This window comes from Aquimarina mytili, from assembly GCF_016735115.1.
Taxonomy (GTDB): Bacteria; Bacteroidota; Bacteroidia; order Flavobacteriales; family Flavobacteriaceae; genus Aquimarina; species Aquimarina mytili.
Map to the genome: position 1 here is coordinate 585,284 of NZ_JAERQJ010000001.1, position 25,484 is coordinate 610,767.

At 34.1% G+C, this 25,484-nt stretch carries 17 protein-coding genes; 8 read left to right on the plus strand and 9 right to left on the minus strand.

Annotation, left to right across the window (positions count from 1 at the left end; all coding sequences use genetic code 11):
- Positions 1 to 71: 71 nt before the first annotated feature.
- The 3 genes from JJQ60_RS02570 to JJQ60_RS02580 all read right to left on the minus strand — a co-directional run bounded on the left by JJQ60_RS02570 (position 72) and on the right by JJQ60_RS02580 (position 4,640).
- Positions 72 to 821 (minus strand): LytR/AlgR family response regulator transcription factor, encoded by a 750-nt coding sequence (locus JJQ60_RS02570; RefSeq protein ID WP_201916370.1) that lies wholly within the window; start codon positions 819 to 821, stop codon positions 72 to 74.
- A 9-nt stretch (positions 822 to 830) separates the two neighbouring features.
- Positions 831 to 3,890 carry a sensor histidine kinase gene (locus JJQ60_RS02575; protein WP_201916371.1) on the minus strand — a complete coding sequence of 1,020 codons (3,060 nt, stop codon included), beginning with the start codon at positions 3,888 to 3,890 and terminating at the stop codon, positions 831 to 833.
- 171 nt (positions 3,891 to 4,061) lie between these two features.
- Positions 4,062 to 4,640 carry a hypothetical protein gene (locus JJQ60_RS02580; RefSeq protein WP_201916372.1) on the minus strand — a complete coding sequence of 193 codons (579 nt, stop codon included), beginning with the start codon at positions 4,638 to 4,640 and terminating at the stop codon, positions 4,062 to 4,064.
- 425 nt (positions 4,641 to 5,065) lie between these two features.
- Here JJQ60_RS02580 and JJQ60_RS02585 point away from each other — a divergent pair, with 425 nt between their 5' ends.
- The 4 genes from JJQ60_RS02585 (at position 5,066) to JJQ60_RS02600 (ending at position 11,265) form a co-directional block, all read left to right on the plus strand.
- Positions 5,066 to 5,908 carry an N-acetylmuramidase domain-containing protein gene (locus JJQ60_RS02585; protein WP_201916373.1) on the plus strand — a complete coding sequence of 281 codons (843 nt, stop codon included), beginning with the start codon at positions 5,066 to 5,068 and terminating at the stop codon, positions 5,906 to 5,908.
- A 164-nt stretch (positions 5,909 to 6,072) separates the two neighbouring features.
- Positions 6,073 to 8,967: a ligand-binding sensor domain-containing protein gene (locus JJQ60_RS02590; RefSeq protein WP_201916374.1), complete on the plus strand. Its 2,895-nt coding sequence runs from the start codon at positions 6,073 to 6,075 to the stop codon at positions 8,965 to 8,967.
- Positions 8,968 to 9,038: 71 nt separating this feature from the next.
- A complete protein-coding gene (locus tag JJQ60_RS02595) occupies positions 9,039 to 9,512 on the plus strand; it encodes an RNA methyltransferase (protein ID WP_201916375.1) in 474 nt (157 codons plus the stop codon).
- A 370-nt stretch (positions 9,513 to 9,882) separates the two neighbouring features.
- Positions 9,883 to 11,265: an alanine/glycine:cation symporter family protein gene (locus JJQ60_RS02600; RefSeq protein WP_317193980.1), complete on the plus strand. Its 1,383-nt coding sequence runs from the start codon at positions 9,883 to 9,885 to the stop codon at positions 11,263 to 11,265.
- A gap of 4 nt (positions 11,266 to 11,269) precedes the next feature.
- Here JJQ60_RS02600 and JJQ60_RS02605 read toward each other — a convergent pair whose 3' ends face one another.
- A complete protein-coding gene (locus JJQ60_RS02605) occupies positions 11,270 to 13,285 on the minus strand; it encodes an OmpA family protein (protein WP_236669022.1) in 2,016 nt (671 codons plus the stop codon).
- Between the two features lie 223 nt (positions 13,286 to 13,508).
- Here JJQ60_RS02605 and era point away from each other — a divergent pair, with 223 nt between their 5' ends.
- The 4 genes from era (at position 13,509) to der (ending at position 21,874) form a co-directional block, all read left to right on the plus strand.
- Positions 13,509 to 14,390, plus strand: coding sequence for a GTPase Era (gene era, locus JJQ60_RS02610; protein WP_201916376.1), 882 nt, complete (start codon positions 13,509 to 13,511; stop codon positions 14,388 to 14,390).
- Positions 14,391 to 14,766: 376 nt separating this feature from the next.
- Complete coding sequence (locus tag JJQ60_RS02615; protein WP_201916377.1) at positions 14,767 to 17,535, plus strand: T9SS type A sorting domain-containing protein; 2,769 nt, start codon at positions 14,767 to 14,769, stop codon at positions 17,533 to 17,535.
- Between the two features lie 449 nt (positions 17,536 to 17,984).
- Positions 17,985 to 20,156 carry a T9SS type A sorting domain-containing protein gene (locus JJQ60_RS02620; protein ID WP_201916378.1) on the plus strand — a complete coding sequence of 724 codons (2,172 nt, stop codon included), beginning with the start codon at positions 17,985 to 17,987 and terminating at the stop codon, positions 20,154 to 20,156.
- A gap of 410 nt (positions 20,157 to 20,566) precedes the next feature.
- Positions 20,567 to 21,874, plus strand: a complete 1,308-nt coding sequence (gene der / locus JJQ60_RS02625) for a ribosome biogenesis GTPase Der (RefSeq protein WP_201916379.1) — start codon at positions 20,567 to 20,569, stop codon at positions 21,872 to 21,874.
- Between the two features lie 193 nt (positions 21,875 to 22,067).
- Here der and JJQ60_RS02630 read toward each other — a convergent pair whose 3' ends face one another.
- From JJQ60_RS02630 to JJQ60_RS02650, 5 genes are all read right to left on the minus strand, one after another.
- A complete protein-coding gene (locus tag JJQ60_RS02630) occupies positions 22,068 to 22,880 on the minus strand; it encodes a TPM domain-containing protein (RefSeq protein WP_201916380.1) in 813 nt (270 codons plus the stop codon).
- Positions 22,881 to 23,318: a TPM domain-containing protein gene (locus JJQ60_RS02635; protein ID WP_201916381.1), complete on the minus strand. Its 438-nt coding sequence runs from the start codon at positions 23,316 to 23,318 to the stop codon at positions 22,881 to 22,883. It lies immediately after the preceding gene.
- Positions 23,318 to 23,920 carry a LemA family protein gene (locus JJQ60_RS02640; RefSeq protein WP_201916382.1) on the minus strand — a complete coding sequence of 201 codons (603 nt, stop codon included), beginning with the start codon at positions 23,918 to 23,920 and terminating at the stop codon, positions 23,318 to 23,320. The genes JJQ60_RS02635 and JJQ60_RS02640 overlap by 1 nt, the downstream gene beginning before the upstream one ends.
- A 124-nt stretch (positions 23,921 to 24,044) precedes the next feature.
- Positions 24,045 to 24,374 (minus strand): MerR family transcriptional regulator, encoded by a 330-nt coding sequence (locus JJQ60_RS02645; protein ID WP_201916383.1) that lies wholly within the window; start codon positions 24,372 to 24,374, stop codon positions 24,045 to 24,047.
- A 2-nt stretch (positions 24,375 to 24,376) separates the two neighbouring features.
- Entirely contained in the window at positions 24,377 to 25,483 is a 1,107-nt protein-coding gene (locus tag JJQ60_RS02650; protein ID WP_201916384.1) for a CapA family protein, read from the minus strand.
- Position 25,484 lies beyond the last annotated feature (1 nt).

A 25,484-nucleotide genomic window follows, 5' to 3' on the forward strand; every position in this document is an offset into this window, starting at 1 on the left:
GAGGTTTAAAGAAATCTATAAATGTAAGCTTTAACCTATGCAAATAAAAAATGAAATAGGATCAATATAACTTATCGATGCAATTGATCTAAAATTTCCATCACTTCATTCTTTTTACGTACAGATACGGGTATGTTTTCGCCATTTTTCAGCATTAAGTAGCCACCATCAGTTTTAATAAAAGCACTTATACATTGCAAATTAACCAAGTGACTTTGATGTACTCGTAAGAACTGATAGTGTTTAAGCATATCAGCAAAGTATTTTAGGGTTTTGGTTACAAAAATTTTTTGACCATCTTGAAGATAAAAAATAGTGTTATTACTGTCTGATTCGCACCTAATAATATCATCTAATCCCACAATAATGATTTTATCCAAAGTATGTAATGATATTTTATCAGGCTTTTGTTCTGGAGCAGATAAGGTATCTTTTAGAATATTTAATCGTTCCTTATTAGGTTGAATCTGTTTTTTTGCCTTAGCGATGGCTTGTGCCAATTCTTCATTAGAATACGGCTTTAAAACATAGTCGATAGCAGCAAATTTAAAAGCCCGTATGGCAAACTCATCGCTGGCTGTTACAAAAATGATTTTTGATTTTAAATCCGGAAATATTTCTAACACATCAAAACCAGTACCATCGCCAAGCATAATATCTAGAAAAAGGATATCGGGCTCGGTATTGCGCAATGATTTTGCAGCTTCTACAACGCTTTGAGCTGTGTCTATGATTTTTATTTCAGGATGATTAGCTTCAAGATCACTTTTTAAAAGCTGAAGCGCATCTGGCATATCTTCTACAATAATTGCTGTAAGCATAGGTAAGGTTTAATAATCGGTTTGTAATGGTATTTTGAATGCTATCTGGGTTCCGGCAACTGTATTGCCGTTAGTTTTGATTTCTTCGATGGTAAGAGAATCTTTTCCAGAAATAGATTCTAATCGTTCTCTGGTAACCGTAAGTGCCATGGATTGATGATCGGTATTCGTTTTGGCTTTTTGAGATTCAAAAATCCCCTGACCATTATCCAAAACAGTACAGTGTAGAAATTCTTCTGTGGTATGAAACTGTACTTTCAACTCACCGGCTCTACTTCCTTTTAAAATACCATGTCTCACAGCGTTTTCTACAAAAGGCTGTATAAGCATGGGAGGGATTAATATTTCTTCAGGATCAAACTCTGTATCTATGGCAATGTTATATGTAAATGGTTTGCTTGCCATTAACTGCTCTATTTCGATATAATGTTTTAAAGTTTGTATTTCTTGATCAAGTGTAATATAATCTTTTCTCGAATTATCTAATGTTTCTCTTAATAAGGTGGCAAAAGTATTGATGGTATTATTCATGCGTTGCGGATTGCTGGTTCCCATTGCTTTAATACCATTAAGAGCATTAAAAATGAAATGAGGGTTCATTTGTAAACGTAATGCCTTTTGCTCTAATGATAGCAGATGGTTTTTCATCTCCAGACGTTTTCGCTCTTCTTTATTTTTTCTTTTAACCCTTCGAATGTATGATATACCATACCCCCCTATAATGAGTAAGATAACAGCTAATACGGCAAGTTGAAACCAGAGTTTTTCATAAATGGGGCTGTCAATAAAAAAATTAAAAGCAATAGGATCGCTTTCTTCCCATCGGTAATTTCTTGATTGCGCATAAAAAACATGTGAGCCATAGGCAAGTCCGGCGAGATTTTGTTTATGATCTGATGACCATGGACTCCATTCAGAAGCATTGAGTTTAATCCTGTATTGAATATCATTAGGATGATCCAGGTCTATGGTTTTGTAACTAAACGATAATTCGGTTTGATTAGGCTTTAACTTTAAGACATTAGTGCTGTTTGTCCATGTATTTAAATTAATAGAATCTACACTTTGATAGGCTACTTCTATATTTTCAAAATATAATTCTGGTTTGATAGTGGTCTTGGTAATATCACTGGGCTGGTATTTTGTCAATCCATAGATAGCTCCAAACCATAGATTTCCTTCTTGGTCTTTAGTAACAGAATTAAGACAGGTTTCAATGCCTAAAAAACCATCATTTCTGCCAAAATGAAAAACATCTACAATATCATTAAATTGATTAAGTTCGATCTTATCAACTCCTCTTTCGCTACCAACCCATAAGTTATCCTGATTGTCAAATATCATTTGATAGATATTGTTCGAATATGGTTTTTTTCTTCCTTTTAGTTTTTTAAAAATTAGATCGCCTTCAAGACTTGTCCACCAAATACCTCTTCCGGCAGTACCTATAAACAAAGAATTTTTATGAAAGAATAATGTACTTATTGTTGTTTTTTGGTTCAGAACATTATCAAAATGAGTAACGCGATTATTTTTGATATATCCCAAGTGTCCATTTTGAGTAGCATACCATATTTTACCTAAAGAATCTTGCAGCATATAGCTGATCTGTAGATCTTTGATACCGTTTCTTCGTTGAAAATTCTTCACTCCCAATAGACGTTTCTTTTCTGGATCGTACTTGAATTTTGTAATACCGGTAGAGTATGAAGCCGCCCATATGGTAGAATTATCCACATGTATTGTTCTTATCCAATTAGAAAGTAATCCTTTATCGGTATCGATAATATGATTTTTGATTACAGTTTTGACAATAGTATCAATTTTTACTAAAGAGTCCTTTTCTATCCCTTGTATATTGCTGCTATCAATAACAATACTATCAACCTCTTTGATTTCTTTAAAAAGTATTCCTTTACCATCAGTACCAGCCCATATATTTCCGGAAATATCACTAGTAATACTTTTGATTTTTACCTCTGACAAGCGTTCTTCTTGTTTGATATGATGAATGCCGCTAGAGTCTATTTTTACCAGGCCAGCTTCAGAATTTGAAGCCCATATACCGTCTTTTGCCGTATGAATTGCATATACTCGATTACCTTTTAGTCCAGTGTTTTGATCATAGTGAATAAAGTTGTTTTCAAAATATTTATAGAAACCGCCACCTGAGGTAGCGATCCATATATTAGATTGGCGATCTAATATGGTTTTTCTAATATGAGAAACGGCTAAACCATTTCGCCGATTGATTCTCTTTTTTATCTTTCGTTTATTAGCATCAACAATAATGATTCCTTCATCATTTGTGGCAAACCATAACTCATTATCATTATATACAGAGATATTATTAACTCTAAGCGGTTTCGAAATCCAGCGGTTACCATAGCTTTTGGCATTAGTATTTATAACTAATACCCCTTGATTAAGAGCCGCAGCAAAGATTTTATTTTTATGAAAAATTGCAGCAGTATAATCATGTGCACTATGCCTTTCTATAATACTGGCACCTTTTCTAATATGATTTAGTTTCCAAAGCCCTTTATTGGTGGCAATCCAGAACAATCTACCATCATACACAATATCATTAATAATACTAGTATTGATTTTAGGGTTGAGATTGATTTTAACAAGCCCAAGGTTTTTTTGATACTCATATATACCAATGTTTGTTGCCAGGTATGTTTTATTCTTGATTTTATAAATTCTATTAATTCTGGGGCCTTCAAGATTTGTAAACTTATTTTTGGTTTTAATACTAAGCCCACTTTTTGTACCAATAAAAAGGCTGTCATTAGCAAAAGCGAGTGCATGTATATAATTAGATTGAAGCCCGTCACTTTCGGTCCAAATCTTAAATTCATCTCCATTAAATTGGCTAAGTCCGCCACCTTGAGTTCCAAGCCATAAATATCCTATTTCATCTTGCACAATGTCATATACCTGTGATTGTGGCAAACCATCTTCTAGGGTGTATGCTCTAAGCTGACTTGTTTGCGCAGATAATGAGCTGATGCAACTCCATACCAGGAAAGAAAAAAGTAAAGATGAAAGGCGATATAAATTCATATACATTTTGAGGTTGAGAACAAATATAATCAAACTGTTTTTTTGCTTTTGTAGTATTTGCCATTAATGTAACATACAAAAAACCGACACAGCCTTAAAGGTATGTCGGTTTATAATAAACAAAAGTTTCCCCCTTTTTGCTTATCAGATTGAGTTTGTGTCAGTTTAATTCTAATTGCTAGTAATAGCTATTGTGTTTGAAGGATCAATGGTTATGGCTCCATTAGTCCATTCAAAGCTTTTCTTCAGATTTACATACTTAATATCTGAAGTGTTTTTATAAAATGTTTGTGTTTGTAAAATATTTCCTTGAATACCATACTCTTGGTTTGGAAATATATACTGAAAATCAGTATTAGAATTTTCGCAGTATACATTTTTGAGTTCCGGAAGAGAAACAATAGTGTCGCCATCATCAGAAACAGTAAAGTAATAGGCTTCTACATGCGCGCAACATCCCAAGTATTCAACTTCCATCTTAATCACCTCAGAGATCCCTTCTAATCCGGGATTCTCCAAGGTGGTAATAAAGATGTCCTCAAAGAGCTCGGTGTCATCAATAGTTAAGGTCGAGATTTTCTCGGAGCTATTTCCTGACCTAACTAAGTTGACCACATAAGCAGGGTGTTCTTTTCCTTGATCGGTAATTTCTGTTGTTACTAAGTATTTTTTAGTTTCAATAAACCCTTTTTGGGCATAGATAAATTGAAAACTCTGAAAAAGAACAATAATGATGACAACATTTTTCATAACAACTTATTTTGAGGTTGGCTATTTGATGTAAAACTATGACCTTAAAATGATCTATGAGTTATGGTTTTAGAATTCGTTACGATCCAATTAGAATTCGTTTTAGAATTGAAGAAATAGTTTTTTAAAATTTTTGTGATTCTATAGAATGGTTACTTTTTTATCAACTCATGTTTTTATTTTAAAAGTTTTATTATAAGTGTGTTATGGTAAAACCATAAAGAAAAAATTAGTGCTTAGATGCAATATTTTAGTAGACTTTTTTTGTAAATTCATATGATTTCTTAAAACGATGTTTTTAAGATAGAAAATAGCTTACCCCTATAAAGAAAAATGCTTTTTTTAATAGCAATTATTACTTTTTACGTAGAATACTGTTTACTGTTTTTTAATCCTTTTTAAAGTAATTAATAATTTGATGTACTATGAAAACAATACGTTATCGATCCAGAGGGGCAGATGTTCATTATCTAGAAGAAATATTAACAAAACTCGGATATAGTGTTTATGTATCTAATTATTTTGGAAGAGATTCTGATAGAGCTGTAAAGGATTTTCAGGCAAAAAATGGTTTAGTTGTTGATGGTATTGTTGGTCTTAAAACATGGTCAAAACTAATTGAAGCAGAAAGAAATTTAACAGCTTATAATGATAAGTTTTTATCAGAACTAGATATCAAAGATTTTGCAAAAGACTTTGGCTTAGAAATAGCTATGGTTAAAGCCGTCAATGAGGTCGAAAGCAGAGGGAAGGGGTTTTTATTGAGTGGAAAGCCAATAATTTTATTCGAAGGGCATATTTTTTGGAGAGAACTAGAAAAAAGAGGAATTAAACCGACTCAATATGCTTCTCAACAAAATAAGGATGTATTGTATAAAAGATGGACCAAAACACATTATAGAGGAGGAGTAGGAGAATATGACCGTCTTGAAAAAGCAGCAAAAATATCTGACGCACCTGCATTTCATGAGGCAGCATATAGTTCGGCTTCATGGGGAGCTTTTCAGATCATGGGGTTTCATTATAAACATCTTGGATATGCTTCAGTAGATCAATTTGTTTCGGCAATGTATGAACACGAAAGAGAGCATCTTAAAGCTTTTGGTAAGTTTATTGAGAAAACCTCTTTTAGAGGTAAAAAATTGATCGAGTGGATTAAAGATAAGAATTGGGCTAGATTTGCAGAAGGATATAATGGACCTGGATATAGAAAAAACAAGTATGATACCAAGCTAAAAAATGCCTATACACGATATAGTAGCAACTAATTTCATGCTATACTAGCGAAACACGGAAATTGCTGCTTTTTTTAGTATATTTAAGAGTAAACTACCTCGGGGCAAGACCGCGAGACATCGGTTGGAAAATAATTTTGTTTTCGGGGCAAGCCTCGGAGCATTTAAATCTCGATTATCGAGTAAATCTTCGACATATGAAGAATCGCTATCTCCTCATATTTTTTTTGTTCCTATTCAATAATTTAGAAATTCTTGGGCAAAAATATAGATATACAACCTATCAAGGAGAAAAAATTCCATTTACAAAAGTCAATCAAACGATTCAGGATACTCGTAAATATATGTGGCTTGCCACAGATCAAGGTTTATTTCGTTTTGATGGAAGTCAATTTGAGGATTATAATACCTCTTTGCGAAGCCGGTATATTAAAACCATAATTCCCTGGAAAAAAGACACTTTACTTTTTGCTAATGATACGGGAGTTTTCAAACTTTTTTATGAAGATAACACACCAAAAATTGTCCCTCATATCATAATTAGTGACACCAAAAGTGGGATGAGTTATCCAGAGGAGTTGTTTACCGACTCTAAAGGCAGATTATGGATTGGGCAACTAAATGGAGAGGTATATCAACAGGACGAAACTAAAGTTAAAAAAGTGCCGTTTTCTTTAGCACTTAATCAAAGAATATCCAATATCTTTTTTAGTGAAGATCGCTTCAGAACCGTTTGGGTTTTAATTCCAAAAGAAGGACTGTATTACTTTGATGAGTCATCAAATGCTTTCGTAGAACTTGAAGGATATAGTGATATGTCACATTTTTATGTTGATGGGAATCAGATATTGATGGTGGGAGACTTACGTATTCTAGCTATGACGGTCGATGATAATCATAAGATGATTGATCAAAAGCAAATAGACAATATAGGATTGGATTTTTATTATATTAATAAGGATATGGCTGGAGCTTACTTTTTAGCTTCAGAACAAGGAATGTATACCTTAACCTCAGATCAGGCAAAAGTTATTGAGATTTTTGGATCTAATGACCCTCATCGTGTAGAGAAACTTCCGTACAATTCAATTCACCATATGTATTTTTCTGAAGATCAAATACGTCCGGGAGGAAAAATCTGGATAAGCACCTCAAATGGATTAGGATTATTGTGGTCCAGTTATTTTCAAAGTGTTTCAGGAATGTCTCATGATAATGTATTTAGTTTAAGCACTGGAATACATAATGAAATCTTAATTTCTCAAAGTAACGTAACTAGTGTAAAAAATCTGAATGCTCAAGTTAAATTTGATCAAATTAGAGATGTAAATCAAGTTACATCAATCTCTTCAGGTACTGAAAATATCTGGTACGGAACCGCTGCCGGAACCATTATTCTGCATAAAAATAGCACGAAACGCATTCGTTATAATTTGAGAAACAGAGGAGGAGGCATATTTTATATGTTTACTGATCATAAAGGTGACAATTGGTTTTGTCAAGCACCAACGGACCGTCCTTTGATAGGAGTTGCCAAAATTAATGAAGATGGACGTGTAACTATATACGATGAAGCAAATGGATTGAATAATCGAATTTTAGTAGTCAAGGCGGGAGGGAAATCCGCACTTTATGCGGCAGGTATTGGATCAGAAACATATTTGTACAAATACAATCGGTCCAGAGATGCTTTTGAAAATCAAAGTGTTCCTTTCCCTTTTCGAGTGAGCAATAATTTTGAAGTACATGACATCGCTATTGATAATAATGAAGTAGTATGGATGGCCACAACTGATGGTCTTATCAAATATGAAGCAGAAAAAGTAGAACGTATTGATCTTGGAGCGTATACAGAAAATGAAATTAGATCCATCTGTGTAATCCCAGGAGGGAATTTATGGCTTGCCACTGATACCAATGGATTAGTGTATCTAGATAATCAAGGTAGGTATGCGTTTTTTGACGAAAAAAGTGGAACACCTTCAAAAGTAGCATCGTATCGTAGTATGATTATAGACCATAATAATCAACTATGGGTTGGAACTGCCGAAGGAGCTGTTTATTCTTCTAAATCTAATCCAAAACCCTTACGTATTGATGCTCCAATATTAAATGAAGTAAAGATAAATCATGAAATTAAAAATGTCGAAAAATCAGCATTACGGTATACCGAAACAGCATCGGTAACATTAAAATTTATTTCTATTACCTTTCCGGCAGATGATATACAATATCAATACAAAATCATTGAAAATGATGCTGATATTGATAAAAATGACCAAATGCCAGGGTATTTGACTGCTGATGAAAATAAAATTACAGTGCCAGAACTTAAAAATGGCACATATTCATTACTAGTAAGAGCTCAAAAACAGGGAGGATATTCATGGAGTGACCCTTTAGAAATTAAATTAAAAGTTCAGAAAAAATGGTATAAAACATTTTTTGGGATACTGTTATTCGTCATTCTCGGGATGTCTATAGTGTGGTATACATTACGATTGTGGGTGTTTAAAAAAACAAAGAATATAAAAGCTTCACTCGGTTTAAAAGAGGAGCAGCTTTTGGAAAAAGAAAAGGCATTTATAGCGCAAACCCAGGACCTTAAAAACTCAAGTACTAAGCTTCAACTATTACATGATGTATTTAAGAAAATACCCAAGGGAGCAACCTGGGATAAAGCGTTGCCAGTTTTATCAAAGATCGTGGAGTTTCCCGGAATTGATGCTTTCGAATTTGCTTTTAAGAAAGGAGAAGAGATGATGTATCGAGGGATATCGCAAGAAAGAACCAATTATATGGACAGAAGTGAAGAGTTCAACAAAAAAGAAAGTTTAGCTACCTATGTTTTAATAGAGAATACACCTTTGATTATTACTAATTTTAATGAAGAAATTGACCAATACATTAATAAAAGAAAGAGTGAAGAATATCTATCAATGATACTAGTGCCTTTTGAACAAAAAACAAGTATTGAAATCGTGTTGTGTATCTACGGAAAAGAGAAAAACAGGTTTACGCAAAGAGATGTTACGCTTATTCAAATTTTAACCACTTTTCTTTCAATCTCAATACTAGATGAGTTGAAGTAATATGAGTAAAAGTCCTGAAAAACGGTCATACCAGTTGCAAAGATTATTTTAATCTTTATATTTTTACTCCCATGATTGATAACTTCGAAAACGAATTCTTTGGTATCGGAATCCAAAATGGTAAAACTCCTGAGAACTTAGGAGTTTTGTGGCGCTCGGCTCAAAATATGGGAGCTAGTTTTATTTTTACAATAGGAAATCGTTACGCAAAACAAGCTAGTGATACTCATAACGCCGTAAAAGCAATGCCATATTTTCATTATGATACTTTTGAAGATTTCTACAATCACCTCCCAAAAGGCGCTATGTTGGTAGGGGTAGAACTAACAGAGGATGCCGAACCTTTAGAGACATTTAAGCATCCTAAACGATGTGTTTATTTATTAGGAGCCGAAGATCATGGATTATCCAAGAAAGCAATAGAAAAATCTCATTTTTTGATCAAGTTTAAATCAGAACTAAGTATTAATGTCTCTGTAGCAGGTAGTATAGTCATGTATGATCGCGGAATTAATAAACCAAGATTTATAAGAGCTTCAGGATAAAACAATGTCGCAAATACAAAGTTCATTGTTATACAACTGATACGTATTGTAACACACCTTGAGTTCATTGTTGTATACCTAAAGGGTATTGTTACACGCTTCGACCTCATTGTTATGTTCCAGAAGTGCATTGTAACGTGCCTAAAGTGTATTGTTATACACCTCGACCTCATTGTTATGTCCAGGAAGTGTATTGTTGCATACCAGAAGCTTATTGTTACACAGCTCAAGAGTATTGTAAGATGCCTTATGTTTATTGTAATATACTTTAAAAGCATTGTGTTGCTTCAAACGGAATTTTAGTGGTTAGTTTATGTGGGATAGAATTACATGCTGATCAAAGTAATCTAGATTAAAACCTAAATACATTTTGTCACTACTTCCAGAACAAGTATTTTTATTGTCTATGTTTAAAACCTTAGAAGGTCTTGTTGCAGATTTTAGTTCCTGGGTATGGGACTGGCCTTTATTAGTGCTACTTATTGGTGGAGGGTTATTCTTTTTGATCTATTCGAGATTTACTCCCTTTTTATATTTTCCACATGCTATAGATGTTTTGCGAGGTAAACATAATAATGATAATGATCCAGGACAGTTGAGTCATTTCCAGGCGTTATCATCTGCAATCGCAGCTACTGTAGGTATGGGTAATATTAGTGGTGTGGCTGTTGCAATTGTAACCGGTGGTCCAGGCGCAGTTTTTTGGATGTGGATTAGTGGTTTGATCGGTATGGCAACCAAATTTTATACTTGTTCACTTTCAGTCATGTATCGATCCGAAGAAGAAAATGGAAACTTATTAGGAGGTCCAATGTATGTAATCACCCGAGGATTAGGCAAACAATGGAAACCATTGGCTATATTTTTTGCACTTGCAGGTTTGGTAGGCACACTTCCTGCTTTTACAGCAAACCAATTAACCCAAACACTAGTAGATGTTATGGGGTGGGAAGAAAATCATAAATTATATATTGGACTTGTTCTTGCAATTTTAGCTTCTTTAGTCATATTAGGAGGTATTAAAAGAATAGGTTTGGTAGCAAGTCGCTTAGTACCTTTTATGGTAATCTTGTATTTTATAACCGTAATCACAATCCTGATCATTCAAATAGAAGAAGTGCCCCATATGTTTGGTTTAATATTTTCTGATGCCTTTTCTGGTAATGCTATAGCAGGAGGAGGACTAGGACATTTGATCAAAACAGGGATTAAAAGAGGAGCTTTCTCTAACGAGGCCGGAGTTGGTACAGCTCCAATGATGCATGGTACGGCTAAAACCAAAGAACCTATTAGAGAAGGGTTAGTGGCAATGATAGGGCCGTCTATTGATACATTATTGGTTTGTACGTTAACAGCTTTGGCCATACTTTCAACCGGAGTTTGGCAATATAGTGACAGTAACGGAATTTCATTAACCCTACAGGCTTTTAATGCGGTGTTACCTTATGGATTGGGAGATGTTGTCGTAATTATTATGGTGTTAGTATTTGCGTTATCTACACTATTTTCATATTCATATTATGGGACCACTTGTCTAGGGTTTTTAACCAAACCCAAATATGGAAAATATTATAATTACATCTATATACTCTCTATTATAGTGGCAGCCGTTGTTAAAATAGATTTTGCGATAAATCTTATTGATAGTGCTTTCGCTTTAATGGCAATACCTACTGTAATTTCAGGGTTAGTACTAGCACCAAAAGTGAATAAAATGGCAAGACAATATTTTAAGAGTATACAAAAAATATAGTTTTTTATTTTCGTACTATAAACTCACTTCTTCTGTTTTCTTGATGTTCTTCTTCAGTACAAGGAACATCATTTTTGCATTTATTTATTAATCTTCTTTCGCCATATGCTTTACCTCGTATTCTTCGCCAATAAATTCCTCCTTCTACAACAATATATTTTATGGTAGCTCGCATTCGTTTTACGCTTAATCTTTTATTATACCAATAACTTGATCTACTATCGGTATGAGAACGAACTTCAATTTTGAGATCAGGATATTTTTTCATTACTGAAATAATCTTTTGAAGTTCTACCTCCGCTTCCGGGCTTATTGAAGAATCATCTAATCCAAAATGAATAGGTTCCATCTGTAGTGTTTTAGATAAGTCATCGCCAATGTTAACGGCTACCGATGTTAATAATTTATCACCATCATCAGAAGCGTTTAGAGGAATAGATAAGTCGTGAGCAAATTCGAAAATGTCGTCGGTATTATAGGTAATTTCTTTAGGCTGAAACCCTTTTAATTCGGTTTGTACAACATATTCGGTTTCACATTCTACATCAAATTTATATCTACCTAGGCTATTCGACTTTGTTTCGGTAACAATATTACCATTAGCATCTAATAATTTAAGATCGGCTTCAGGAAGACTGTCGTTAGTCTCACTATTGTAAATAGTACCTTCTATATATTGTTGGCATGATGTAATTAATTCTTCGGTTTGTTTAAAGCTATAGATATCATCATTTCCTTTGCCGCCTTTTCTATTACTGGCAAAGTAACCTATTTTCGTTTCTTCATTAAGTACAAAAGAGAAATCATCTTTAGAGCTATTTACAGGTTTACCAACATTAAATGCTGCCGAAAAACCAGATTCTTCGGGGACAGCTACAAAAATATCCAATCCACCTAAACCTACATGCCCATCACTAGCAAAGTATAATCGATTACTATCACTAATGTATGGAAAGGTTTCCCTTCCTTCGGTATTGATTTTATCTCCAAGATTTTTGGGTTCCCCAAACTTGCCACCACCCAAAACATCAACCACAAACAGATCAGATTTTCCTAGTGTTGCTGGCATATCACTGGCGAAGTACAACTTAGTACCGTCTGCATTGAGTGATGGGTGAGAAGTTGAATAATCATCACTACAAAAAGATAATTCTTCTACATTAACCCACTTTCCATCTTTGAGATCTGCTTTGTAAATTTTTAATAAAACTACACCTTGCTTGCTGGTTCCAAGTTTATTGTTAGAGTAGTTATTTCTGGAAAAGTAAACTGTTTTTCCGTCCCTACTAAAACTTGTTGATGATTCGTGAAATTTGGTATTTATTTTTCCTTTCAGTTTAACGGGTTCTTCCAGCGTTATTTGATCATCATTTATTTTTGAAGAAAATACGTCTAAAAAAGGCATTTTTGTCCATCCGTGTAATTTTGAATCTTTATTTGTTTTGGATCTTGAAGACGCAAAGACAATATGGTTATTATGATCAAAACTTGGAGCGTATTCAGAGTTTTTTGAGTTAATATTAAGCTTAAAAAGATCGTATCTTCCCGATTGCATTTCTATAAAATCAAGATAATTTCTTTTATTTATATAGGATTTGGCCCGAATATCGTTTCCAGTGATATCATAGAATTGATCCATAATTTTATCTGCATCCTTATAGCGTTCTATACTCTTCAAACTTTGAGCATATCTAAATAAATACTCAGGATTTAGATCTTCGGGATATGTTTTTATCAATTTTTCATACCACTCTACAGAATCTTCAAGTTCTCCGGTTAGATAAAAAGAATCTGCCAGTTTTTGAAATAAATTTTTAGATGAATACCCTTGTCTGGCAACATCCAAATAAATGGCTCTTGCATCTATATAGGCAAATGCTTGAAAACTTTGATCTGCTTTAGCTAACTGTTTTTCCTGATCTTGTGCGTTGAGAATTGAGGAAAAGAGGATGAACAGGTTCAATACTATAAACCAGCTTTTTGTATAGAGATGTGATGAATTGTATAAGTAATTTTTCAAATGATCCCAGTATTTGATAATAAAAACCTGCTTTCACGGGGTTTTTGAAAACATACTAGAATTAAAATTATGAAAATTCTATCGTAAAAGTTAATATGTTAAGAAATAGTTACCAACTGTTTTTAGCCATAAAATGTTAACAATTTTTAGGATAATAGATAATCTTACCTAGTAATTATTTTCTTGTTTAATATTCAACTACCTTTGTGCCAAAATAAAGTAAATGGCTCATAAAGCAGGTTTTGTAAATATTATTGGTAATCCAAATGTGGGTAAATCCACACTTATGAATGCCTTTATAGGAGAAAAATTGTCTATTATTACCTCTAAAGCGCAAACAACAAGACATCGTATACTTGGTATTGTTAATGGGGATGATTTTCAGGTTATTTTATCTGATACTCCTGGAATTATTAAACCGGCCTATGAACTTCAAGAATCCATGATGGATTTTGTAAAATCTGCTTTTGAAGATGCTGATGTATTAATTTATATGGTAGAAATTGGTGAAAAAGAGCTTAAAGATGAGGCATTCTTTGCTAAAATTAAAACCGCCAAAATACCAGTATTATTATTACTTAATAAGATAGATCAGTCAAATCAGGAACAATTAGAAGAGCAGGTGATTTTTTGGGCTGAGAAAGTTCCTAATGCAGAGATTTATCCAATATCTGCACTTGAAAACTTTAATGTAAAAGAAGTATTTGATCGATTGGTAGAACTATTGCCGCAATCTCCACCGTTTTACCCAAAAGATCAATTAACAGATAAACCTGAGCGATTTTTTGTAAATGAAGCCATACGCGAAAAAATATTACTTTATTATAAGAAAGAGATTCCTTATTCGGTTGAGGTAGAAACAGAAGAGTTTTTTGAAGACGAGGATATTATCAGGATTCGTTCGGTGATTATGGTAGAACGAGATTCTCAAAAAGGAATCATCATTGGTCATAAAGGATCTGCTTTAAAAAAAGTAGGAATTGAAGCGCGTAAAGAATTGGAAAAATTCTTTGGCAAGAAAATTCACATAGAACTCTATGTGAAAATCAATAAAAATTGGCGTAGTAATCAACGTCAATTAAAACGTTTTGGGTATAATAAATAATCCAAAAGGGGGGAAATTACCCCTTTAATAACGGTTTTTTTGTAATACTTTACGGTCTTTCTTTTTAGATTTTGTGCTGCCTATAGATTCAATTGGTATTTTAACGTTTTTTCTTTTTTTAACCTTGTCATTCAGGAGTTTATATATAATTTAGAACCCTAATTTAAAAGGTTTTATATGGTGTAAACACTACTTTCTTCACTTATTTATAATAATAATTTTATACAATTTGATCCGGGATAAGTATGGGAACTTAGCCCTTCTGTCATCTTATCGTATTCGAAATGATAATATGATATTATGATTAAGAAATTTATTGCACAATCACGTATTCAAAATGGATTACAACTTAAAATTTTAGCAAAAAACAACAACAATGAAAAAACTAACAACCAAACCAAGATTTTTTAAAAAAGCAATAGCTAAGATGGGAATAGCTGCTGTTTTTTATAGCTCGATTTTTTTTCTTTTCTCTTTTAATTCTGTAAAAGAAAATGAAATAGAAAATAACTCTTTTGATCATTATCTTGAAGAAACCAATACCGAATGTAGGTTAACGGTAGACGCAGGTAATGATGTCACATTTTGTGATGATCGCGATGTTACTTTAACAGCTAGTGTTTCTGGAGCGGCAGAATGCTGTGTGCAGTATGATATCGTAAACACGAAGCATTGTAAAAACAATAAACGATATGTTCTATGGTTATCAGACGGGAGGCACAAGTCAAAATATTATAGAGATGGTGGATTATCTTGGATAGAGAATGCTGATGGGACAGCAACTCTAAAAGGTAAGGTCAGAAATATTAGAAACAACAGAGATGTTTTATACGTAGATGTTACCTATTCTGGAAAAACGATAACACCACCTGCTAATAGTCCAAAAGGGCATTGGTGTTACAATGAAAATCCAAGAGGATGGGAATATTATACCAAAGTTACCGGAACCATAAAAAAGAGAAATAACTCGTGGTGGTCTTTTGAAATTTCTGAAAGAGGACCTGCATTTCAATTAGGAAGAGGAGCAAATATAACAGAGAAAAATAGAAGAAGACTAGGGGCTTCAGGCTGGTTTAATACTACGCATAGTAAATATAAAATTGGAGATTTTAACTTTAACCTGGGGTATTGCGAAGAGAAGGCGAGTGACGTTTCATATTTATGGTCAACGGGAGAAACTACTCCGACCATTACAGTTAATGAACCAGGAGTTTACTCGGTAGAAGTAAGCGATTGCAAAAACTGTGTAGTTACCGATGAGGTAAAAGTTGAAAAAATTAATTTAGAAGTAGATGCTGGTGAAGATCAGGAGGTATGTAAAGGTGATGAAATTACCATAACGGCTACAGTTTCAGGAGAATCAGAATGTACAGATTGTATCGCCTATGGTATAGAAAATACATATGATTGTAATGCTAATGTAGATTATGTGCTATGGTTAAAAGATGATGGAGGTCATAATAATGACGATGACGACGATGATGACGATGATGATGACGATGATGACGATGATGATGACGATGATCATAGAGATTCGGTAAGAAGGTTTTCTAATGTAGATTTGAAATGGCAGGAATTTGATGATGGTACTGCTACTCTAAAAGGAACAGTTGTAGACATTGAAGATTCAAATGTTACTCTTGAGGTAGATGTTACATATTCTGGAAGAACAATAAGCACACCACCGGGTAGCCCTAAAAATCATTTCTGTAATCAAGAAAATGCTGAAGGATGGGTATATTATACGGGTGTCACGGGAACGCTTACTAAAACAGATGGGTCATGGTCCTTTGATATTTCCAGAATGGGACCAGCTTTTCAATTAGGTAACGGAGCTAATATTACCGAAGATACAGTGGGTAAATATGGAGCTTCAGGGTGGTTTAATACAACAGACAATAGATATAATAGAGGGGATTTTAATATCAATATAGGAGAGTGTGTTGATGTGGTTACCAGTAATGAGGTTACTTATTTATGGTCAACAGGAGAAACCACACCAAGTATAACAGTATCACCTCAAGAAAATACTACCTATACAGTTACAGTTGAAGCTTGCTCAGGTTGTACAGCTTCAGATTCTGTTGATGTAACTCTAAGTGATCCACCACAAGTAGACGCTGGTGAGGGTCAAACCATTTGTTTAGGCGAAGAGGTAACTCTAATGGCTACTGTAGATGGCGAAGGAGAATGCGAGGAGTGTGTTGAGTATGGTGTAAGTGATACAGATTATTGTAGAGGAAGACATCATCAATTTGTCGTATTTATCAATGATAAAGGAACAAGATTATGGATGAGAAATGTAGATTTGGTATGGAAAGAGAATGCCGATGGAACAGCAACTTTAAAAGGTAGCGTTTTTGAATACAATTCTACCAATACAACTTTTGTTGTAGATGCAGTTTTTTCAGGAAAAACATTAATCCCTCCGGTAGGTAGCCCAAAGGCAAATTTATGTCAAGCGGCCGATGCATCGGGCTGGGTATACTATACCGAGATAAGTGGTACAGTTACTCAGGTTGATGGTTCATTAAGCTATGATATATCTAGAAGAGGTGAAGCTTTCCAAGTTGGATCAGGAGCTAATATATTTGAATATACAGCTAATGTGTTTGGTGGATCAGGATGGTTTAATTTAGAAGGAGACCCAACGTCTTTTGGTGATTTTAACATTAATCTGGAATGTGTAAAGTTTGAACCAAAAGGAATAGAATATCTTTGGTCTACTGGTGAAACAACTCAATCTATTACAGTATCTCCACTAGAAGATACTACATACCAAGTAATAACAACTGGTTGTACAGGGTGTGGAGAAGATATAGATACAATTGATGTTACAGTTATCAATTGTGAAGGTCGATCAAAATCTGGAACTGAGGCAGAAACAACCACAGTATATCCTACTTTATTAAACCAAAATAGTATGTTGTATGTTAATTTTGACCTATCTCAAAATCAAGAGGTCAATATTGATATTTATGACCTTACCGGAAGAATAGTTGGTTCAACAATAAAAAAGTCTGTAAATAACAGAGCTAAAGTTAATATAGACCTTAACCAGTATCAATTATCTAAAGGAATGTATGTCGTTAGAATAGTAGGTAATAATTGGGTTAAAACTGAAAGAATAGTAATTGCTAATTAGTACTATTGACTATAAACCAATATGATTAGAAAAGTAAAAACCTGTCCTTGCGACAGGTTTTTATTTGTTTAATACTGTATGCCTTCTGGTGTTTTTGTTAAATGCATTAATCAATAAAAAAACATGTAAGAAAATAAATTTACGTGTAAGATAAATCTTTGTAAGGTGTATTTCATAGATGATTTCTGTTTTTTTAACGTTTTTATGATGCTTTGTTATTGATCTTCAACGGTTAATGTATATTTTAGCACCCCAAACTTAACCTAAACACTATGAGTATGTTATAGAAATACTTCTTCACACCTAAATTACTAGAAACGGCTTTTTATTGTAAAATAACAGTATATCACATAGATACTATAGTGATGATTTCTAATTGAAGCTTTTTATAAACCTGAAATAAAATTAAGTAATAAATTAATTTTTTAAATTTTAAAAACAACAGCCAAATGTCAAATCTTACACGTAAACTTAATGAGTATAACCAAAAGATGGCGATGAGCACTTTCTCGTCCATGTTTTGTAGTTATATGTTGATGACCATTTTTATCATTTCTGCCAGTTTTACTATGGTAGCTAATGAAAATACTAATGATTCTTTTATAAATGAACCCTCAACACTGGATAATACTTGTATGTTATCTGTAGATGCAGGAGATGATGTAGAATTTTGCGGCAGTAGCGAAGTTACTCTTACTGCTACTGTATCAGGGGAGTCAGAATGTACTGATTGCTTAGAATATGGTATAGAAAACACATATAGATGTGGTAAAGATTTGTACTATGTTCTTTGGTTAAAAGATGATGCCAATAATATCGTAAGAAGGTTTTCTAATGTAGATTTAAAGTGGAAAGAACTTCCTGATGGTACAGCGACCTTAAAAGGAACTGTTGTAGATAATAATGACGCTCAGATTACTTTAGAAGTAGATGTTACCTATACCGGAAGAACTACCAGTACACCTTCTGGAAGTCCTAAAGATCATTTTTGCAATACAGAAGATTCAAACGGATGGATTTATTATACAGGTGTATCTGGAACTATTAGTCAAACAGATGGTTCTTGGTCATTTGATATTACTAGAATGGGACCTGCATTTCAATTGGGTAACGGAGCCAATGTTACCGAAGATGTAGTTGGGAAATATGGTGCTTCAGGATGGTTTAATACAACTGATAGTGATTTTACCAGAGGTGATTTTAATATTAATATAGGGCCTTGTATTTCTTCTGAAACTAGTGACGTTACCTATTTATGGTCAACCGGTGAAACCACACAAAGCATAACTGTATCGCCGCAAGAGAGTACTTCATATACAGTTACAGTAATAGATTGCGAAGACTGCGAAGCTTCAGATACGGTTCAAGTAATTATCAAAGATGGTCTTCAGGTAGATGCAGGAGAAGATCAAAATATATGCAAAGGACAAGAGACTACACTAACCGCAACAGTAACTGGCGAAGGAGAATGTGTGGAATGTGTTGATTATAGTGTTGGTGATACCGATTATTGTAGAGGAAGACAACATCAGTTTGTAGTATTTATCAATGATAATGGAACCAGGTTATGGATGAGAAACGAAAGCCTTGTATGGAAAGAGAATGCAGACGGAACGGCTACTTTAAAAGGTAATGTTTTTGAATACAATTCTACCAATACGACTTTTGTAGTAGACGCAGTTTTTTCTGGAAGAACAACAACACCTCCGGTAGGTAGCCCTAAAGCAAACTTATGCCAGGCAGCAGATGCTTCAGATTGGGTGTATTACACAGAGATAAGTGGTACAGTTACTCAGGTTGATGGTTCATTAAGCTATGATATATCAAGAAGAGGTGAGGCCTTCCAAGTAGGAGCCGGAGCTAATGTTTTTGAATATACTGCAGATGTATTTGGTGCTTCTGGATGGTTTAATTTAGAAGGAAATCCTACATCTTTTGGTGATTTTAACATCAATCTGGAATGTGTAAAATTTGAGCCAAAAGGGATAGAGTACCTTTGGTCTACAGGTGAAACAACTCAGTCTATTACAGTATCTCCAGAAGTAGATACAACATATTCTGTTACTGTAGATGGTTGTAACGGTTGTGGTGAAGCAACAGATGAAGTGTTGGTTACAGTGTCAGATGGTATTACATTTGATCTTGGAGAAGATCAAGTAGTATGTATTGGACAGTTTACTACGCTTACTTCACCAATAGAAGGAGACACGTATCTATGGTCTACTGGAGAGACTACGAGATCTATAACGGTACAGGTATTTGAAACATTAACATATACACTTGAGGTAACTAAAGATGGTTGTTCAGGTACAGATGACATAGTTGTAGAGCTAAGGTTCTGTGAAGGTAGAGGTGCTGTAGATTTATATCCAACTGTGCTGAAATCATCAGGAGACTTATCTTTGGCGGTATATAATCAAAACGCACAAGAAGTTAAGATTTCAATACATGATTTAACAGGGGTAGCTGTGGGACCTGTATTAATTAAAAATGTATCAAAAGGTCAAGACGTTATTAATATAAATCTAGAGCAGTACTCAAAGATTTCTTCTGGAATGTATGTGGTGATGATTACAGATTCTAACGGAAAAACTACAACACGTAGAATGATTATAGAATAATGTAATTCTTTAATAGTATACTTAAAAAACCCCTTGCTGTCCGGCAAGGGGTTTTTGTTTTTGATCTTTTTTGTTCATGTGATTTAGATGATTATATCAGAGATGACCTCGTGATTGTAACCTGCGAAGTATCAAAACTCTATAGTTGTTTACGAAGTGAAATAACATCCATAAAAAGTTTGTTGTTTTACAGTAACCAACTTAGACCAATTACTTGGTATCTTTGAAGTAAGTAATTATTTCACTGACTGACTATCAATTATGAAAAGTTCCATAGGCCTGAAACATTGGCCTTTGGACTTTTTATTTTTTAGCCTTTAAGTAATCCTTTCAAAACAAAACATTTCTACATTTATAGTAGTGCTGAAATAAAAAAGTCTAATTTTGCACAAAATTTAGAATATATCACAATGAGCGGTATAGTAGCAATAGTAGGGAGACCTAACGTAGGAAAGTCAACATTCTTTAATCGATTAATTCAAAGAAGAGAAGCAATCGTTGATGCGGTTAGCGGTGTTACCCGTGATCGTCATTACGGGAAAAGTGATTGGAACGGAGTAGAATTCTCTCTAATCGATACCGGAGGGTATGTAGTGGGTAGTGATGATGTTTTTGAAGCTGAAATCGATAAACAAGTAGAATTAGCTATAGATGAGGCAGATGCCATTATTTTTATGGTTGATGTAGAGTCTGGTATTACCGGTATGGATGAAGATGTAGCCAATCTACTTCGCAAGGTCGATAAACCAGTATTTTTAGCTGTAAATAAAGTAGATAATTCGAAGAGAGCTGCTGATGCAGTAGAATTTTATAGTTTAGGGCTTGGAGAATATTATACTATTGCCAGTATCAATGGGAGCGGTACAGGTGAGCTTTTGGATGCACTAGTCGAGGCTTTGCCTGAAAAAGAAGAAGAAGAGGCTGATGAATTGCCAAGATTTGCAGTGGTAGGAAGACCTAATGCTGGAAAATCATCTTTTATCAATGCATTAATTGGTGAAGACCGTTATATCGTTACTGATATTGCAGGAACTACTCGTGATGCTATTGATACTAAATATAACCGTTTTGGATTCGAGTTTAATTTAGTGGATACTGCCGGGATTCGTAGAAAATCAAAAGTTAAAGAAGACCTGGAGTTTTATTCGGTGATGCGATCTGTTCGTGCTATAGAACATTGTGATGTGTGTTTGTTGGTGCTAGATGCTACCCGCGGATTTGACGGGCAGGTGCAAAATATATTTTGGCTTGCTGAGCGTAACCGCAAAGGGGTTGTGATCCTGGTTAATAAATGGGATCTTATCGAAAATAAGGAAAGTAATACCCTAAAGGATTTTGAAAAACAAATTCGTAGAGAAATTGAACCATTTACCGATGTTCCTATAGTATTTATATCTACACTAACAAAACAAAGGATCTTTAAAGCAATTGAGACGGCTGTAGAGGTGTACAAAAATAGGTCTAAAAAGATTAAAACAAGCGAGCTTAATGATGTGTTATTACCTATTATTGAGCACAATCCACCGCCTGCGTATAAAGGCAAATATGTAAAAATAAAATACATTACACAGTTACCAACTCCTCAACCTCAGTTTGCGTTTTTTTGCAATCTTCCACAATATATACGAGATCCGTACAAACGTTTTATCGAAAATCAACTTCGCAAAGAGTTTGATTTTCATGGAGTACCTGTTTCTGTATATTTTAGGAAGAAGTAGCGCTTTGTAGCAATAAGGTTAAAAAATGATGCTTTTAATATTCTTTTTTTAATAGCATCTTCCATGCTGTGACTAAAAGTTTATTGTAATGCTTAGCAAGAATAAGTGAATAGACATGATTTAAATTATAAGATTAGTTGTGTATAAAAAAGAATACAGTTATTCTATACTTGCTAACTATTACAAGCCAATCTTACCAACTTCCACCAGCACCGCCGCCGCCTCCCATTCCGCCACCGAAACCTCCTCCGAAGCCACCACTACCAAAACCACCACTAGATCCTCCTCCAAAACTTCCGCCACCATAACTACCACGGCCCATATTACTTAGGATGATTACATCAAGAAGGCTTCCTCCTCGAGATCGATTTCCTCGATTTCCTCTGCCATCATTACCATGATTACTTTTAGAAAACGCCTTGATAATGATGATAAAAAAGATCAATAATAAAACCAATTGTCCTATAGGGATATCCTTTTTCTTTTTTCTGGCCCCTTTAAAAGTGCCATCGAGGACTTGAAAAATGGCAGTGGTTCCTTTGTCTAATCCACTATAGAAATTACCTTTTTTAAATTCTGGTGTTATAATTTGATCAACAATAGTTTTCGAATTAAAATCGGTTAGCTTTTCTTCTACACCGTAGCCAGTAGTGATCCATATTTTTCGATCGTTCTTTGCAATCAGAATTAAGACTCCATTATCTTCTTTTTCTTGTCCTATTCCCCAATCGGATAACCATTCGGCAGCATATAGGCCAATGTTTTCTCCTTGTAATGAGTTAATGGTGGCTATTACAATTTGTGTTGATGTAGTATCTGAATAACGAACTAGTTTTTGTTCAAGACGTGTAGCTTCTGCAGCAGAAAGTATTTTAGCTTCATCATATACCGAAGTTTGTGATCTGGGTTTAGGCGGAATTTTTCTTTGAGCATAAATTGTATTAATACTTAAAGCAAAAACAGTTAAGAGTAGATAGTGTAGTATAGATTGTTGTAGTACTCTCATTTATCCTTTAGATATTTCGTCTGGTAATTCATTAATATCACCATGCTCCCAGGGAAAGTATTTCTGCAATTGCTCTCCAGCCATAATAACTCCATCTATTAATCCTTGTGTAAAATTTCCGTCCTTAAATTTAGAAAGAATAGCATCTCTAGTGCTTTCCCAAAAGTTGTTTTTTACGACCTTGTTAATGCCTTCATCTCCATAAATAGCAAAAGTATGATCATGTACAGCAACATAGATCAACACTCCATTCCTTTGTTGAGTATTGTCCATCTTTAAAAAATGAAATACTTCTTTGGTTCTGTCTAGCACATCAAGATCAGTATGATTTTCTATATGAACACGAATTTCTCCAGAGGTGTTTTTTTCTGCATGCCTAATCGCAGCAACTATTTGCTGTTCTTGCACTTCGGTAAGAAAATTTTCTACTTCAGACATTACTTAAATTCGAAATCCACATCTGGCGCTTTTTCTGCACCTTCATCGGCTTTAAATCTTGCCATTTCCTCAAAACTACCCATCAATCCTAAAATAATATTGTTAGGAAACACCCTTAGGTGTTTGTTGAATATGCCTACTGCTTCATTATATCGATTACGTTCAACGTTAATCCGATTTTCGGTTCCTTCAAGTTGTGTTTGTAAATTCAGGAAGTTTTGATTGGCTTTTAAATCAGGATACCGTTCTACAGTAACTAACAATCTTGATAAGGCAGAAGAAAGTCCACTTTGCACTTGTTGAAATTGGGCAATTTGGTCTGCTGTAATATTACTAGGGTCAATGCTCATAGAAGTAGCTTTTGCTCGTGCTTCAACCACCTCTTTAAGAGTATTACGTTCAAAATCTGCAGCACCTTGAACAGTTTTTACAAGATTACCGATAAGGTCACTTCTTCTTTGATAGGCACTTTCTACATTGGACCAGGCCGTTTTAGCATCTTCCTGCAATGTTATGGCAGTGTTATACTTGCCGGCAGAAAGAAAATATAAAACACCAAGAATTGCAATAATAACTACAATAGGAATTAAAGTCTTTTTCATTTATTATGCTGTTGTTTTCGGGTTATTCTATTTGATTAGTCTACAATCATCGAATTTTGTTTCAAATCGAAGCAAAATTTTGCAAATTAACTATCGGGATAAATAAAAATTTAAAGAAAAAAGGTTATAACTGTTCTTTAATTTTAAGAAGTTGTCCTTTTATTGACTCTAGTTTACGAATGATATCAAAACTATCCAGAGCTTCGTGCTTTTGTTCTTTAAGGTGGATTTTGGCACCTTCTAACGTAAATCCTCGCTCCTTAACCAAATGATATATCAGTTCCAGATTTTTGATATCTTCTGGAGTAAATTTTCGGTTACCTTTTGCATTTTTTTTCGGCTTCAGAATATCAAATTCTTTTTCCCAAAAGCGAATCAGAGAGGCATTAACATCGAATGCTTCAGCTACTTCGCCAATACCATAGTACATTTTTTTTGGTAAGTCTACATACATAATTATTCTTTTTGTTGTGTAAAACTTCCATCTTCATCAAAAATAAGTTTGCTTTCAGGAAAATCTTCTTGTGTAAGCTTTTTAATTTCCTTTAGCGCTCTTTTTTTCTCATCTATAAATGGATATACCTCGTCAATTTGCTTAGCAGAATGAAGTTTTCCTTTCATGAAATTTCCATCTAAGTCAATTTCAATTTCTGCGATAGGAGCATATCCTTTAATCCCATCAAGATTAAATCTTGAGTAGGTGCAAAAATTACCTAAACTGTATGCAATAAACTTATTTTTATACACTTCAAAGGCTCTTGATACATGTGGCCCATGACCAATAATCACATCGGCCCCGGCGTCAATCATTGTATGTGCAAACTTGTAAACATTACCTCGGTCCTCACCATAAAAACGTTCAGTTTTTCTGGTCACGTGGGTGTGTTTTAGTCCTTCGGCACCACCATGAAAAGAAACAATTACGATATCAGCCTTTTGTTTAAGTTCTTCTACGATTTTTTTTGCATTGGTTAAGTTATGAATTTTTATGCAATCTTTGTTTGGTGCAAAAGCACAAAATCCATAAGTAATTCCATTTTTTTCAAAAATTGTGGAAGGTTGAGCAAATATGCCAGCATAGGCAATATTATGTTTTTCTAAAGTTTTTGAAGTGTTTTTAATTCCGATAGCGCCAAAATCACCAATATGATTATTAGCAATGCTCATAACATCAAAACCAGTTTCTTCAAGGTATTTGCCATAAGATTCTGGAGATCTAAATGAGTAACATTTTGAGGGGTCAGAACACCTTTTGGCATTTTCACCTTCATCGGTAAGTGTACCTTCCAGGTTTCCGAAAAGAATATCGGCTTGAGTTAGAATCACATTAACATTATCAAAAGGGCCTTTGCCTTCTGGAGGAAGATAACTATCATTTGGAAAATTGGTTCCCATCATAATATCCCCAACGGCCATTAATTTAATGGATTTTGGTTTAGTCAGTTCAAGCTTAGTTTGCTGAGTTATCGAATACATAGAGTCCAATACTTCTTTTGAATATTTTTGGGCCTGTATCGAAGAACTGAAACCAAAAATGATTACAAAAAAAAGTAGTTTACGCATC

Bases quoted from the DNA above. Each gene is read 5' to 3' on its own strand.
- JJQ60_RS02570 (WP_201916370.1), bottom strand. From the start codon at position 821: ATGCTTACAGCAATTATTGTAGAAGATATGCCAGATGCGCTTCAGCTT.
- JJQ60_RS02575 (WP_201916371.1), bottom strand. From the start codon at position 3,890: ATGAATTTATATCGCCTTTCATCTTTACTTTTTTCTTTCCTGGTATGG.
- JJQ60_RS02580 (WP_201916372.1), bottom strand. From the start codon at position 4,640: ATGAAAAATGTTGTCATCATTATTGTTCTTTTTCAGAGTTTTCAATTT.
- JJQ60_RS02585 (WP_201916373.1), top strand. From the start codon at position 5,066: ATGAAAACAATACGTTATCGATCCAGAGGGGCAGATGTTCATTATCTA.
- JJQ60_RS02590 (WP_201916374.1), top strand. From the start codon at position 6,073: ATGAAGAATCGCTATCTCCTCATATTTTTTTTGTTCCTATTCAATAAT.
- JJQ60_RS02595 (WP_201916375.1), top strand. From the start codon at position 9,039: ATGATTGATAACTTCGAAAACGAATTCTTTGGTATCGGAATCCAAAAT.
- era (WP_201916376.1), top strand. From the start codon at position 13,509: ATGGCTCATAAAGCAGGTTTTGTAAATATTATTGGTAATCCAAATGTG.
- JJQ60_RS02615 (WP_201916377.1), top strand. From the start codon at position 14,767: ATGAAAAAACTAACAACCAAACCAAGATTTTTTAAAAAAGCAATAGCT.
- JJQ60_RS02620 (WP_201916378.1), top strand. From the start codon at position 17,985: ATGTCAAATCTTACACGTAAACTTAATGAGTATAACCAAAAGATGGCG.
- der (WP_201916379.1), top strand. From the start codon at position 20,567: ATGAGCGGTATAGTAGCAATAGTAGGGAGACCTAACGTAGGAAAGTCA.
- JJQ60_RS02630 (WP_201916380.1), bottom strand. From the start codon at position 22,880: ATGAGAGTACTACAACAATCTATACTACACTATCTACTCTTAACTGTT.
- JJQ60_RS02635 (WP_201916381.1), bottom strand. From the start codon at position 23,318: ATGTCTGAAGTAGAAAATTTTCTTACCGAAGTGCAAGAACAGCAAATA.
- JJQ60_RS02640 (WP_201916382.1), bottom strand. From the start codon at position 23,920: ATGAAAAAGACTTTAATTCCTATTGTAGTTATTATTGCAATTCTTGGT.
- JJQ60_RS02645 (WP_201916383.1), bottom strand. From the start codon at position 24,374: ATGTATGTAGACTTACCAAAAAAAATGTACTATGGTATTGGCGAAGTA.
- JJQ60_RS02650 (WP_201916384.1), bottom strand. From the start codon at position 25,483: ATGCGTAAACTACTTTTTTTTGTAATCATTTTTGGTTTCAGTTCTTCG.